Origin of the sequence: Mahella sp. (assembly GCF_020054945.1) — a bacterium.
Lineage (GTDB): Bacteria > Bacillota > Clostridia > Mahellales > Mahellaceae > Mahella.
Genome location: NZ_JAIHAU010000043.1, coordinates 1 through 14,265 on the forward strand (window position 1 = coordinate 1; position 14,265 = coordinate 14,265).

The window sequence follows — 14,265 nt, forward strand, 5'->3', positions numbered from 1 at the left end:
CCGATACCAGGACGTAATTTTTTCAGGTTTCTTGTAGTTTTTACAATGTATTTCGGTGGAGGCTTGATCCCCTATTATTTACTTATAAGAGATGTTGGCTTAATGGATAGCTTTTGGGTGCTGGTATTGCCCTCCGTTATTTCAGTAAGTTATATGCTTATAATATCAAATTATTTTTCCAGTTTACCTAAGGAATTAATAGAATCAGCCAGTATGGATGGTGCTAGTGAAATGACGATACTTATCCGCATAATCTTACCGCTTTCATTACCTATACTTGCCACTTTTACACTTTATTATGCGGTAGAACGTTGGAATGAGTGGTGGCATGGCATGTTGTTCCTTAAGGACATAGATAAATGGCCATTGCAACTCACGTTGCGCAAGATTATTCAAGATGCAAATTTTGTGTCGAATCAGGCCATGACCGGTGAGACTCGCCCCCCGACATATGGAGAAGGTGTAAAGATGGCGAGCATTGTGGTTACAATGTTTCCTATAATGGCGCTTTATCCATTCCTTCAAAGGTACTTTATTACCGGTCTTACTTTAGGAGCAGTCAAGGGGTAGAGACATTTGCGTGTGATAGGTCTGTGTAATAATATTTAACGGCTGTAGAATTTAGCGGCTACTGTACTAAGCAAGGATGGAGGTGAATGTTCATGGTTTGAGATGGTAAGTTTCAAGTGTTTTATAAAATTACACAGTTCCTATTAAATAATATAAAAAGGAGAGGATTGTTTATATGGGTATGAAGAAGGTTCTATGCTTTGTTATAGTTCTGCTTATGCTTGTTGGCGTAGTAGCTTGCGGCAAATCAACGCAGGACGAAAATACTGATACATCATCTGAGAACGATAGTTCGGTGCAAGAGAACGCAAATCCGTATGCTGAAAAGATGACAATCAGTATGTCGGTTTTGGATGCCGAAAAATCTGGTAAAACTGAAAAAAATAAGTGGTTTAATGAAAAGTTTAATGTTGAGTGGAAATATATTCCGGTAACGTGGGGAGATTGGCTGGAGAAAGTCCGAGCATGGGTGGCTGCCGATGATACTCCTGATATTCTTTGGTGGGATATGAAATTAAGCAATACGGGAGAATTTCGTGCGTGGGCAAATCAAGGCGCGTTTAAAGAAATTCCTGCTGATCTTAGTAAATGGCCGGAATTGGCTAAACGACGCGAAGAACTTGTTTCGGACGATAAAGTGCTTACGATAGATGGGAAACTTTATGGATGGCCGGCTTATCGTAATAATCCTGAGTGGCTAAAGGATGCCTATTATCCGATGTTTGCATATCGCCGGGATTGGGCTAAAGAGGTTGGTATGTACAAAGAAGACGACATGTATACCTGGGACGAAGTCAAGGAAATGATCAAAACCGTCCAGAAAGAGGATCCAGGTAAAAATGGGGTTGGCAATACTTTGGGTATTACATCGGAAGCGTGGGCTTTTCCAACTGTATTTACAGAAATTTTGGGAATGGCTGAAGACCGTAATGGCTATGTTAAGGTTAACGGATCATGGACACCATATATGGCTACACCTGAGTTTCTCGAGGAATTGAAGTTTGTAGCCCAGTTGTATCGTGAAGGCTATATATGGAAAGACCAGATGGTTGTTGGCGGTTCTGAGGGTGCAGATAATTTTTACGGCGGTCGTTCATTTATGTTCCTAGGCAATAATTCTCCAAGCTGGTTTAACGGAGCATATACCAAGATGCTAGACAGTGGTATAATAAAGACCGTCGATCAGATAGCTCCTATGGTAGTATTTAGTCCAAAAGATAACAAATCTTTTTGGCTTACGCAGACGGAGGATTATTGGACTGTTGCTAATATCAGCCACAAAGTAGACGACGAAAAACTTAATCGTATACTTGATATGTGGAATTGGTTATTGACTGAAGATGGACGCAGATTTAGGGTAGCTGGTATACCAGGCAAAGACTATAAAGATAAGGCTGATGGTACTATGGAAATCTTGTGGCCTAAAAATCCAGATGGCTCTTATAAAAGTCCGTATGTAGATATGGCGTTCAATGAATATACGCCTCCGGGACTTCTTAGAGCGCCTACCGAGACGGACCGCAAAGAGGGGTTTGAGGCGTTTGAAGCTATACATCAATTTATGCAGACATCTCCTGATTATCATGTACATCCATTGAACTGGGATTTAAATGCTTTTGATGGTCCTAAATTCATGCAATGGGGTTCTTTTTCATCGGACGTAACTGCAAAAATGAAAGAAGTTATTGCTTCAAATGATGATGTAACCAAGGCGTGGAATAACTACGTTAAAGAGATGCTTCCTAAGATGCAACCTGTCATCGATGAGCTCAATGCCAAACTAAAATAAGCTGACTGTTGTCAAAGATAATAACGGCGAGAATTGGATAATTTGTCTTTGCCGCAAATATTCTGTTCTCGCCCATATTTAAGAAAGGAAAGTGTTTGTAGTATGTATAAGCAAAGAGTACTCCCCCGTTGGAGAGGTTTCAATCTTCTTGGTATGTTTGTGATGAATTCACCCGGATACTTTGAAGAAGAGGATTTTCAGATTGTTTCTGATTTGGGGTTTGACTTCGTTCGTTTGCCTTTGAATTACACTTTTTGGATTGACCATGATGATCCGTTTTCCATTAATGAAAATAAATTGGATGCGGTCGACCAAGCAGTTCGTTGGGGACAAAAGTACGGCGTACATGTCAATATTAGTTTTCATCGCGCACCTGGATATTCCGTAGCTGGGGATAGAGTGGAACCGTTTGTTCTTTGGCATGATGAGGAAGCATTGGAAGCGTTTAAATTGCATTGGACTACGTTTGCTAAACGTTATAAAAATATACCTTCCTCAGAGGTCAGTTTTAATCTGGTCAATGAACCATCCAAAGTTGGTCCCGGTGAGCACGCTGCTGTTATGCGGCCAACTATATCGGCTATACATGAAATAGACCCTGATAGGCTTATACTTCTGGATGGTCTCCAATACGGAAATGTCCCTATGCCGGATTTAGGTGACCTGGCTAAAAAGAACGTAGCTCAAAGCTGCCGAGCCTACATTCCGTCTGGCGTAACGCATTACAGAGCTTCTTGGGTGGATCGGGAACAAAGATTTCCATATCCTAAATGGCCTGGTGGTTATGCAGAAGATGGCTTGTGGGATCGCGAACGCCTTGAAAAGCATTACGGGGCATGGGCTGCTATAGCGGAAAATTTTAATATGGGTGTACATTGCGGCGAGGGTGGTTGCTTCAACAAGACTCCCCATGATGTTGTACTTCGTTGGATGGAAGATGTATTGGATATACTTAAAGGTTACAATATTGGCTATGCGTTGTGGAACTTAAAAGGCCCATTTGGTATATTGGATAGCGAACGCACTGATGTTGGCTATGTGGACTATAAGGGCCACAAATTAGATAAAGAGATGTTGGACCTATTGCAAAGGTATTGATAAAATATTTTTCTGGTTGCTAAAGATATTTATCGTGTTATAATATCTACGATAAAATAAAAAACATAGGGGGTATAAAAGGTGGATTATAGTCAAGCATTGGAACACGTAAACACATATTCTAAGCCGTCTGATCTGAAGATCACCGATATGAGATTTGTAGATGTAGCAGGAGCACCTATGCATTGCACCCTCATGAAAATTTACACCAATCAAGGGCTAGTAGGATATGGAGAGGTGCGCGACGGTGCCAGCAAGACATATGCTCTTATGCTGAAGAGCAGACTATTGGGTGAAAATCCATGTGAGGTTGACAAACTATTCCGACGTATAAAACAATTCGGAGGTGTGTCGCGCCAAGCTGGCGGCGTATGCGGTATTGAAGTGGCGCTTTGGGATTTAGCCGGCAAAGCATACGGCGTGCCTATTTATCAAATGTTGGGCGGTAAATTTCGCGATAAGATACGGATATACTGTGATACTGACATAAGTGGCCGCGATACAGGTACTGCCATGGGCCATGCATTGAAGAAGCGTATGGAGAGAGGATTTACCTTTCTTAAAATGGATTTGGGTCTCAATCAGATCATACATGAGCCTGGCACGATATCTGCTCCTCTCGGTTTTCTAGAAGAAATGAAAGCTAGAGCTGATGCCATGTCAAAAGCTTCATGCAAAGAAGAATTTAGATATTGCAGAAACCGCTGGTATGATATACTGAATGTAGCGCATCCCTTTACCGGCATACATATAACCGAGAAGGGTTTCGATATGTTGGAACAATACGTTAGCGAGGTACGCTCGATTATAGGATATGAGGTGCCTCTGGCCATCGATCATGTCGGACATATATGTGTGGAAGACTGTATAAAATTAGCTCGCAGATTGGAGAAATATAATCTTGCATGGTTGGAAGATCTTATACCGTGGCAGTTGACCGAACAATATGTGAGGTTATCCAGAGCTACAGCTGTGCCTATATGTACTGGAGAGGATATATACCTGAAAGAAGGTTTTAAACCGCTTTTGGAAACCAATGCTGTATCGATTATACATCCTGATATACTGTCATCCGGTGGCATTTTAGAAAACAAGAAGATAGGAGATATGGCCCAGGAACGCGGCATAGCTATGGCAGTGCATATGGCTGAGAGTCCTATAGCATGTATGGCCGCGGTACACAGCGTAGCATCTACTGAGAATTTCCTGGCATTGGAATATCACTCGGCCGATGTTCCATGGTGGGATGATATGGTGAACGGTTTGCCTAAGCCGATAGTGGACAAAGGATATATAAAGGTACCTGATACTCCGGGACTGGGCATAGAATCCCTTAACGACGAGGTACTGGCCGAACATATTCATCCGGATTTTCCCGGCTTATGGGAATCAACAGAGCAGTGGGACGACGAATGGTCCTATGACAGACTGTGGAGTTAGGAGGAGCTACCATGAAATTCGATTATTATGATGATATAGTGCAGATAACGCCGCTGTGGAAAGGCGAGAGATTTGCTGATGGAAGGCCCAAGGTGCCCGATGATATACTGCGCCGGATGCGAAAGATAACGCTAGAGGAAGCATGGGGGCCATTGTGGGGTAAAGGATATCGCTATCAATTTGAAGGCGATTTTAAGGTGATAAATGAGGATAAGGTTCTGGTAGGCCGCGCGGTAACGGCTGTTATGGTGCCCTACCGTCCTGACTTACATGAAACATTATTGAATTACGGTTACGAAAAAGAAGGCCGTCGGGGTTTCTTCAATCAATGGGTGATCGATTCATTGGTGGAAGATGATGTGGTAGTAGTAGATCTATTCGATAAGATATATCAGGGGACATTTGTAGGCGGTAATCTTTCCACTGCGATAGCGGCCAGGACAAAACGCGGAGGCTCGGTAATATGGGGCGGGGTGCGCGATGTGGAACAGATAATGGGCATCGATTCCATAAAAACGTATTATCGAGGCAATGATCCTACAGGTATAGGGGATGTAACGCTGGTTGGATTCAATGGCCCATGTCGTATAGGCAAGGCTATATGCTTGCCTGGGGATGTGGTGCTGGGCACCCATTCAGGTGTGCTTTTTATACCACCGCATTTGGCCGAAGAATGTGTAGTAGGAGCCGAAAAATCTCATGTAAGGGATGTGTGGGGGTTTATAAGGTTAGGGGAGAAACGCTATACCACAGCTCAGATCGATGCTCCATGGACAGTATCCATGTGGGAGGACTTCATAGATTGGTTTGACAAAGACCCTCAGGCCGAGGAGTATAGGCACCTTACATGGGATAAAGAGCTGCAGGAGGCTAAAGAAAGACAGAACAAAGAGTTCAGAGGCGAGATCAGACTATAAGATTATACAGAAAGAGGCAATTCATATGGTGGGTGAAGAATTACAGCATTTTTATGATGCTATGAAAGCTGAAGCTCGAAGCATATTGGCTTTCTGGGAGAAGTATGCTCCGGATCCACAGGACGGCTTTTATGGAGTGGTGGATGCGGAGCTTAAGCCTCATGCCGATGCCAGAAAGCATATAGTATTAAATGCGCGCTTTATATGGACATTTGCGGCGGCATACTGTGTATTGGGCGAGCAAAGTTATAAAGAGATGGCGCAACGCGCCTACGATTACGTGCTTTCAAACTTTATAGACGACGAATTCGGAGGGGCCTTTTGGGAACTTAATTCTGACGGAACGGTATACGATGCTACTAAACGTACATATGGTCAGGCTTTTGTCATATACGGCTTGTCGGAATATTACAATGCGTTTAACGATAAAAAAGCTTTGGAGCAAGCTGTAGCCGTATATCGCTGTCTGGAGGAGCATGTTTATGATAAACAAAACAAAGGTTATTATGAAGCGCTGACACGGGATTGGAAGTTTGAACAGGGAATGCAGGTTAGCAATATAAATCCGTATAAATCAGCTACCAAGACCATGAATACGCATTTACATCTTTTAGAAGCATATACCGCTCTTTACAAGGTGTGGCCGGACACCGGATTAAGGAATAAGCTCTACGAGCAAATAGCGATTATGATAGAGAAGATAATAGATCATGATATTTGGCACTTTAAGCTTTTCTTTGATGATCAGTGGAATTCTTTAAGCCCTATAATTTCCTATGGTCACGATATAGAAGGAAGCTGGTTGCTGTGGGAAGCAGCCGAAGCGCTTGGCGATGATAGCTTAAAAGAGCGGGTTAAAACTGTGTCCCTAAATATGGCGCAGGCGGTGTTGAAAGAGGGATGGCATAAAAATGGAGGCATAATAAATGAATCGATGCCGGAAGGCGTTATAGATCCACATCGCGTGTGGTGGGTACAGGCTGAAGCTGTAGTCGGCTTTTTCAATGCATGGCAATTGACGGGGGAAGATAAATATCTCGACGCGGCAATAACGGTATGGGAGTTCGTAAATAAAGAACTTATAGATCATGTAAACGGCGGATGGTTTTCATTTGCGGTTTCGGATAAACAGCTTGCCAATCGCATAGACGGATGGACATGTCCTTATCATAATACAAGAATGTGCCTGGAATTGATTCAGAGGTTGGAGGGCGTGCAAGACAATGGGGACAAATAGAACAGCGCTCATTACAGATGCTTCTCATCCGGCTGCCGCCGCCATCGCAGCCAGATTGGAAAGCGAGGGTATTACCGTTATAAATAACTATCCGCGCCGGAGCAATAAAAGTGTCATAGCAGAGGTTGGCGATGATTATGCTTTTGATACTTGGTCGTTGGCTGATATGAAGAGGTTGTTGGATATGATAATATCGAACAGAGGCGATGTAAATTACCTTATACATACGGATAACGTAATTTTGCGCGCGAGACTTGAGGATATTACGGAGCAAGATTTTAAAAGGGCTCTGGATTATAATGCAAAAAGCGCCTTTATTACCACTAAAGTATTCGGTGAACATATGGCGCAAAAAGGCGACGGGACTATAATATACCTGTCAACCCTGCACGATGAAAAACCTACGGGCTGCGCTTTTGCTTACAGTACAGCCAAGGGTGCGGTAAAGATGCTGTGCAAGGAGATAGCGCTGTTTTATGGACGAAAGGGCGTTCGAGCCAATGTGATTGAAGCCGATTATATGGAAGAGCAAAGGGAATCATTGGATAGTCTTATTTCGCCGTTTAATTATGATGCCGAAACCAAGATTCCATTAAGAAGACTGGTAAAAGCACAAGACATTGCAGATGTGGTGAGCTTTTTGATTTCAAAAGATGCAGCGTTTATAAACGGGGCTGATATCCGGCTGGATGGCGGCCATGTGCTGTATTATGGCGACAGATAGGGGTGGACGATATGGCAAAACTACTGGAGGGACATACGGCTGTCGTTACAGGCGGGGGCAAAGGCATCGGAGCGGGTATCAGCAAGGCCTTGGCAGCTGAAGGGGCTAATGTGCTCTTTAACTATAACTCAAATCCTGATATGGCTGAAAGAACAGTCGCCGACATACGAGGATCAGGCGGGGAGGCTTTCACGATGTATGCCGATGTGGCCGACAGAGATCAGGTTGATGCTATGATAGCCAAAGCCGTTGAACTTTATGACGGCATAGATATATTGGTAAACAATGCGGCGTGGCAGCCTAACATGGATATAGACGAATATACCGAGGAGGATTATGATAGAATTATGGATATAAATCTCGGAGGGTATTTTCGCTGCATGCAGGCTGCGTTGCCTTATCTTAAGAACAGTCAATGTCCGAGAATAATAAATATATCATCGGTGCATGGCATACGCCCGGGCGATTTTGATGTATGTTATTCGATGACAAAAGGTGGAATAAAAATGCTTACCCGGGAAGCAGCATTGGAGTTTGCCCGATATGGTATAACGGTCAATGAAATATTGCCCGGCGGTATAAAGATTGAATTCAAATCCGGCCAGACGCATCCTTTTAAACATAAACGCATAGATAGGCCGCGAAAGTATGACTTATCGTTTGTGAAGCCGGGAATGCCCGAGGATATAGCGAATGTTGTAATATTTTTAGCATCGCAAAAAGGCCATCATATATCGGGAGCCAGCATTATCGTGGATGGCGGAGCTATCCTGTTGTAAATAATACAGGTGTCGGATGCGTTTGAGCTATACCGCCGAAATCACGTGTCCCATCTATGTATTGCTTTGAAACCCAGTATTTGTTCGGCTTTTGATGAATCTTCTAGGCTTTCATGATCGGCAAACGGTTTTTTGAGCCGGGCGTTTGGAAAGTATTTCTCTATTAAGACTGCGGATGGTATGGAACATCTAGTATTTGGCGCTGCTATGCAGAATATTTCATGGCCGTTGAAATCGGTTTCTATTGCCAGCCTGAATGCTCTGGCAACATCACGGGCGTCTATATATGACCATAGATTCCATGGCCCGGCCTCGGGATTATCATGCCATTGTGAAAAATAAGAATCGGGGGAATATTCTTCGGCATTAATCACATGGGTAATGCGGAGGCTAGCTATAGTGATGCCGGGGAAACGTTGAACCATGGCATCACCGGTGCGTTCGGATAAAACCTTGGATAGGCCGTAGCAATCGTCCGGACGTGCTGGGTGTTGCTCATCTACAGGCAAATAGATAGGCTTAGGCCTGTTGAGGCTATAGGTGAAACCCAAAGCACAATCACTGGAAGCTACAGCTATATGCTTTATACCCAGATTGCCTGCGGCTAACATGATATTATAGTTTCCTATGACATTTGTGTGCACGACCAGCGTATCGGCATTTTTTCTGGGGCTGGGTATCGCAGCCAGATGGATGACGGCTTGGCAGCCGGCCAGAGCGTCGTATACTTGCTCATAATTTGTAATGTCAGCCGATACCTGTTCTACCGGACATTCGTTCCAATGACTGTGCGTTATGGCACGCACTTCGTAGTCATTATTCAAGAGGTCGTTTATAACAGCCTGCCCTACTTTACCGTGGGCACCTGTGACCGCTATTTTCATAAATTAACCCACCTTTCAAATATCGAGCTATTTTGAATTATTTTGTTTGTGCGGCAAAAGCGAGGAAGTCCAGCATTTCATCACCAGTATTGCGTATCTCGTGGATCTGATTTACGCCTATGTATATTATATCTCCGTCGCGTATTGGCTGTATCTCATCGTTTATGCATATCTCGCCCTTTCCGCTTATGATATAGTATACCTCTTCGTGGTCGTCATGAGAGTGAGGGTGATAAGATAATGAAGGTTGCAATGATGCTAGGGATACATACATCATGGCTTCCATACATGCTGAAGGGTCGTCGCTGTTTCTTAGTGATTGGCCGGATAATAGCCTCCAATCTATGCCGGCTCCATGGACTATTGAAGGCCGTACGCTGCGCCAGTTTACTTTTACCATTACTGCTACCTCCTTGCACTTTTAATATGCAGTCATACTATCATAAATAAGTGCGATCGTCAACGAATTTTGATCCGTAGCTATTTTCACTATAGGCAACTGGGTTGTAGAAGCAAATCTTATGGTGATGTGAAAAATTAGAAGATTGGAGATGTAAAAATGTTTGATTTGAGTAATTATGATTTTAAAAAGCACAACGAAGAAGTAAAGGAAGTTTGGGATTCATATAATAAAGGGAACCCGTTAAGAGTTCCTATGATCATCGGCACTAATACTCGCTATTTTATATTCAATGATGGTGCCAATCCGGAAAACATTTCATTTAAGCAGTACATAGAAGATCCTGATGTTATGTTCGAATGTCAGGTGAGGTTCAGTGATTGGAACCGCCATCATATTTTGTACGATCAGATGATGGGCTTGCCTGAGGAGGGTGAAACATGGAATGTATGGGCGGACTTCCAGAACTTCTATGAGGCTGCATGGTTTGGTTGTCCCATATATTATATAGAAGGTAACGTGCCGGATACGCGCCCAATACTCGATGACAACCATAAGAATATGTTGTTCGAAAAAGGGATACCAGATCCGTTTTCTGGTCTTATGGCCAAGGCAAAAGAGTATTATGAATACTTCCAGGATAAAGCGAAAACGTATAACTATAAAGGTATAAAGGCTAAAGTGGGTGGCGTATCAGGCTTGGGCACCGATGGCCCCATGACCGTAGCTTGCAACATACGCGGAGCTACTGAATTCTGCATGGACTTAATGCTGGATTCCGAATACGCTCATAAACTGCTTTCGTATATCACCGAAGCCACCATACGGCGCATACAGGCGTGGCGCAAATACTTGGGATTGGAGATGTATCCCAAATCATGGGGGTTTGCTGATGACAGCATATCGTTGCTATCCTGTGAGATGTATGAAGAGTTTATATTGCCGTATCACAAACGGTTGTGCGAAGGTTTATCGGCACCCGATGCTGTGCGTTCTATTCATCTGTGCGGCGATGCGTCGCGCCATTTTCCAATAATAAAACAAGAGCTCAATGTTTACGAGTTTGATACAGGGTTTCCTATTGATTTAAGGCAAGTGGCCAGAGAACTGGGGCCAAAAGTTAGGATAAATGGCGGACCACATGTGGAGTTCTTGCGAACAGCCGATCCGGAAACTATAAAGGCAAAGGTGCAACGCATTATGGAAAGCGGTGTAAAAAATGGCGGGCGATTTGTGCTGCGTGAAGGTAACAATCTGGCACCGCATACACCGCTAGAGAATATAGCGGCTATGTATGAGGCCTGTAAACAATATGGGAGATATTGATACAGCAGCATTCGTTATTGCAATAAAGTGCGTCTGATGCTAAACTATATACATGAGGATTATAGAAAAAGCAAATGCAAAGATAAATATTTTCCTGGATATAATAGGCCGGCGACAGGACGGATATCATCTTCTGAAGATGATAATGCATAGCATACCGCTTTATGATACGGTAGAGATAGAGGAGGCCGATAACGGTATAATATTGGAGGGCTCCGACAGTTGCCTGCCATGGGATAATACCAATCTGGCTTATAAAGCCGCCGAAGCCTTTTGCAGGTATTTCAATATATCATATGGGGTGCGCATATACATAGACAAGCACATACCTGTCGCGGCGGGACTGGCCGGCGGCAGCAGTGATGCCGCCGCCGTATTAAGAGGCTTAAACAAGCTATGGAAAGTAAAAGCAACGGCGCAAGAGCTTAGAGATATAGCTCTCACATTAGGCGCCGATGTGCCTTACTGCGTTGAAGGCGGAACGGTGTTGGCCGAAGGCATAGGTGAGAGGCTTACCCCGTTAAAGGCTTTACCGCAAGGGTATTTGGTTTTGATTACACCGCCTATCGCTGTATCAACGGCTGAGGCATATAAGGGATGGGACGAAACGATTGTAAAATCCCATGCTTCCATAGAACCCTTGCTCCAAGCTATAGAACGCTCGGATTTGGAGGCCATAGGCAAGTGCTTGTTTAATACTTTGGAACCTGTGGTGGTCAAACGCTATCCACTGATAGATGAAATAAAAAAAGTTATGGCACAATGTCATTGTTTGGGCAGTTGTATGAGCGGCAGCGGCCCGTCTGTATTTGGTATATTCGATAATCGGGCGGAGGCTATAGCGGCTGTCGACAGACTTAAAGCCGTCGTGCCAGGCAGCGAAGTTTTTTTGGCACCGCTTATAGGGGAAAGGGAGGAAATATGCTTAATGCTATTATACTGGCCGGCGATAATGAAGACGGCCACAGCGCTTTAGAAGGCAATAAGGCGCTGATGCTTATAGACGATAAGCCGATGATAGAGTATATAATCGATGCGTTGAGGTCAACACCGTATGTAGGTAAGATAGCGGTGGTAGGTCCTGCCGAAAAACTTAAACCGGTTATAGGCGATAAAGTGGACTATATAATACCACAGGGTTCTTCTATGTTGGAAAACGCCAGCAAAGGGATAGAAGTGTTCGCATCGGACGAGCATGTGCTTATCTTGACGTCCGACATACCTATGATAACGCCGGATGCCGTAGAAGACTTTATAAAGCGCAGTGAAGCTGTGAAAGCGGACTTTTGTTATCCTGTGGTTAATAAAGAAATAAATGAAAGACAATTTCCGGGCATCGAACGTACCTATGTGAAGTTAAAGGATGGCACATTTACCGGGGGCAATATAATTTATATTTCTCCTGCGGTATTTCAAAGATGCAAGGACTTTGCTGAAAAATTAATAGAATTTCGCAAAGAACCTATAAAGACTGCTAGGCTGCTCGGCATCGGTTTGCTTATAAAATTGGTTTTGGGGATAGGCACCATTCAACAAATCGAACAGCGTTTCGGCCAAATATTGAATATAACAGCTAAAGCCATAATATCCGATTATCCCGAAATAGGAAACGATGTGGATAAACCCAGCGATATTGACATAGTAATAAAATACTTTTCTCAGAGTAAATCGCAGCCTATATGAAAATATAAGGAATATTGTATTTCCATGCGCCTATAATATAAGATTAGTTATAATGATGAAAGGATAGGTATTGATATATGACATCAAAAGAACGGTTATTGGCAGTACTAAATGGCCGACATCCGGACAGGATACCGTGGGCGCCGCTGATAGACGGATATTATACATCATCGCTTGCCGAGCAGGGCTTGCGCGAAATGAATGTGGTGGAGACGCTGCGTTATATAGGTGCTGATGTGTTTGAACGACATGTACCTGTAGTAAATGGGAAAATGGATACCAGCGTGAAATATTCGGTGAGACGTGAGGGAGATAAGGAGATTCAGACCTTTGAAACGCCGGTTGGCAGCGTATATCAAGTATATCAGCAAGGTGGAAATACCAGCTTCAGAATAAAGCATTTTATAGAAAATAAAGACGATGTAAGGACGTACAAGTATGTCGTTCAAAGCCGCTATTACGAGCCGGACTACCAGCCATTCATAAAAGAGCAGGATTATATAGGCGATGATGGTCTGGCAACTGCGTCGGGCCCGCTGACGCCGATACAGGTATTGCTGCAGGATATTATGGGGATAGAGGGGTTTACCTACGCTGTGGCCGATTATCCCGATGAGATGCATGACCTTATGGAGGCCATGCATAAGAGCAATCTGGAATGCTATGAGGTCATGGCTAAATCACCGGCTCAAATTATAATCGTATATGAGGATACATCTACTACTGTAATGAGCCCGAGATGGTTCGATATGTACTGTGCCGACTATCTGGATCAATACGCCGATATATTGCATGAGGCGGGGAAGATCTATATATCGCATATGTGCGGTAAGCTGAAAGGGATGCGCTATCAGGTGGCTAATCTTGTGGTAGATGGAGTCGACTCGATATGTCCGCCTACCACAGGCGATACATGGGCGCATGAGGCCTTGGAAATGTGGCCGGGCAAGGTTGTGATAGGCGGCATAGAACCGCCGGCTTTGAAACGCATGGATGTGGAGCAGACCAAGGCGTATGTTCTCGATATACTTAAAAAAGTAGCCCCAGGCGATAGATTTATACTGTCTACCGGCGATGCTACATCTTATGGTACGCCTATAGAAAACCTTATGGCTATAACCGAATTGATAAAACAATACGGCAATTATCCGATAAACTACCTGTAGAGGCGGGAGGTGATAAAAAGACAGCTTATTGATGCTGTCTTTTATTCGCCTAAAACTTTTATATAATTGACATATGGATCCTCTGTGCCTTGGAGCTGGCATTCCTCTTCTTTTAATATATTAACATAGTCCACCACATCCTGCGTGATCCTCTCTCCCGGACAAACGGCCGGAATACCTGGCGGATAAGCCATTATCATCTCGCCGCTAATCTCGCCAACCGCCTGTTCAAGGCGTATCGAACGCTTGCGG

Annotated in this window: 14 protein-coding genes and 1 pseudogene; 12 read left to right on the forward strand and 3 right to left on the reverse strand. The window is 43.8% G+C overall.

The genetic code is table 11. From position 1 onward, the window contains the following. The 8 genes from JG770_RS08410 to JG770_RS08445 form a co-directional block, all read left to right on the forward strand. On the forward strand, positions 1-570 hold a 570-nt coding region (locus JG770_RS08410; protein ID WP_291957708.1), incomplete at its 5' end, for a carbohydrate ABC transporter permease. Between the two features lie 175 nt (positions 571-745). Continuing rightward, positions 746-2,359 (forward strand): hypothetical protein, encoded by a 1,614-nt coding sequence (locus tag JG770_RS08415; RefSeq protein ID WP_291957711.1) that lies wholly within the window; start codon positions 746-748, stop codon positions 2,357-2,359. Positions 2,360-2,461: 102 nt separating this feature from the next. Beyond that, positions 2,462-3,457 carry a cellulase family glycosylhydrolase gene (locus JG770_RS08420; RefSeq protein WP_291957714.1) on the forward strand — a complete coding sequence of 332 codons (996 nt, stop codon included), beginning with the start codon at positions 2,462-2,464 and terminating at the stop codon, positions 3,455-3,457. Between the two features lie 81 nt (positions 3,458-3,538). Further along, complete coding sequence (locus JG770_RS08425; protein ID WP_291957718.1) at positions 3,539-4,897, forward strand: mandelate racemase/muconate lactonizing enzyme family protein; 1,359 nt, start codon at positions 3,539-3,541, stop codon at positions 4,895-4,897. An 11-nt stretch (positions 4,898-4,908) separates the two neighbouring features. Continuing rightward, a complete protein-coding gene (locus JG770_RS08430) occupies positions 4,909-5,814 on the forward strand; it encodes an RraA family protein (RefSeq protein WP_291957720.1) in 906 nt (301 codons plus the stop codon). A 25-nt stretch (positions 5,815-5,839) separates the two neighbouring features. Continuing rightward, complete coding sequence (locus JG770_RS08435) at positions 5,840-7,051, forward strand: AGE family epimerase/isomerase (RefSeq protein ID WP_291957723.1); 1,212 nt, start codon at positions 5,840-5,842, stop codon at positions 7,049-7,051. Beyond that, positions 7,038-7,775 carry an SDR family oxidoreductase gene (locus JG770_RS08440; RefSeq protein ID WP_291957724.1) on the forward strand — a complete coding sequence of 246 codons (738 nt, stop codon included), beginning with the start codon at positions 7,038-7,040 and terminating at the stop codon, positions 7,773-7,775. Before JG770_RS08435 ends, JG770_RS08440 begins: the two co-directional genes overlap by 14 nt. 11 nt (positions 7,776-7,786) lie before the next feature. Next, on the forward strand, positions 7,787-8,554 hold the full coding sequence (locus JG770_RS08445; RefSeq protein WP_291957727.1) for an SDR family oxidoreductase: 768 nt from the start codon (positions 7,787-7,789) through the stop codon (positions 8,552-8,554). A gap of 41 nt (positions 8,555-8,595) precedes the next feature. On the opposite strand, the gene JG770_RS08450 is transcribed toward JG770_RS08445, so the two are convergent. After that, positions 8,596-9,438: an NAD(P)-dependent oxidoreductase gene (locus JG770_RS08450; protein ID WP_291957730.1), complete on the reverse strand. Its 843-nt coding sequence runs from the start codon at positions 9,436-9,438 to the stop codon at positions 8,596-8,598. Between the two features lie 37 nt (positions 9,439-9,475). Further along, positions 9,476-9,838, reverse strand: coding sequence for a cupin domain-containing protein (locus tag JG770_RS08455; protein ID WP_291957732.1), 363 nt, complete (start codon positions 9,836-9,838; stop codon positions 9,476-9,478). A 159-nt stretch (positions 9,839-9,997) separates the two neighbouring features. On the opposite strand from JG770_RS08455, the gene JG770_RS08460 reads away from it, so the two are divergent. The 4 genes from JG770_RS08460 to JG770_RS08475 all read left to right on the forward strand — a co-directional run bounded on the left by JG770_RS08460 (position 9,998) and on the right by JG770_RS08475 (position 14,013). Next, positions 9,998-11,164: a uroporphyrinogen decarboxylase family protein gene (locus JG770_RS08460; RefSeq protein ID WP_291957735.1), complete on the forward strand. Its 1,167-nt coding sequence runs from the start codon at positions 9,998-10,000 to the stop codon at positions 11,162-11,164. Between the two features lie 52 nt (positions 11,165-11,216). Beyond that, a complete protein-coding gene (gene ispE, locus JG770_RS08465; RefSeq protein ID WP_291957738.1) occupies positions 11,217-12,140 on the forward strand; it encodes a 4-(cytidine 5'-diphospho)-2-C-methyl-D-erythritol kinase in 924 nt (307 codons plus the stop codon). Beyond that, the gene (locus tag JG770_RS08470) at positions 12,086-12,847 is read left to right on the forward strand and encodes a nucleotidyltransferase family protein (RefSeq protein WP_291957740.1); all 762 of its coding nucleotides are present in this window, start codon (positions 12,086-12,088) and stop codon (positions 12,845-12,847) included. Before ispE ends, JG770_RS08470 begins: the two co-directional genes overlap by 55 nt. Before the next feature lie 77 nt (positions 12,848-12,924). Beyond that, the gene (locus JG770_RS08475; protein ID WP_291957743.1) at positions 12,925-14,013 is read left to right on the forward strand and encodes a uroporphyrinogen decarboxylase family protein; all 1,089 of its coding nucleotides are present in this window, start codon (positions 12,925-12,927) and stop codon (positions 14,011-14,013) included. Positions 14,014-14,054: 41 nt separating this feature from the next. On the opposite strand, the pseudogene JG770_RS08480 reads toward JG770_RS08475, so the two are convergent. Further along, positions 14,055-14,265 (reverse strand): annotated as a pseudogene (locus JG770_RS08480) (arginine decarboxylase); the annotation flags it as partial.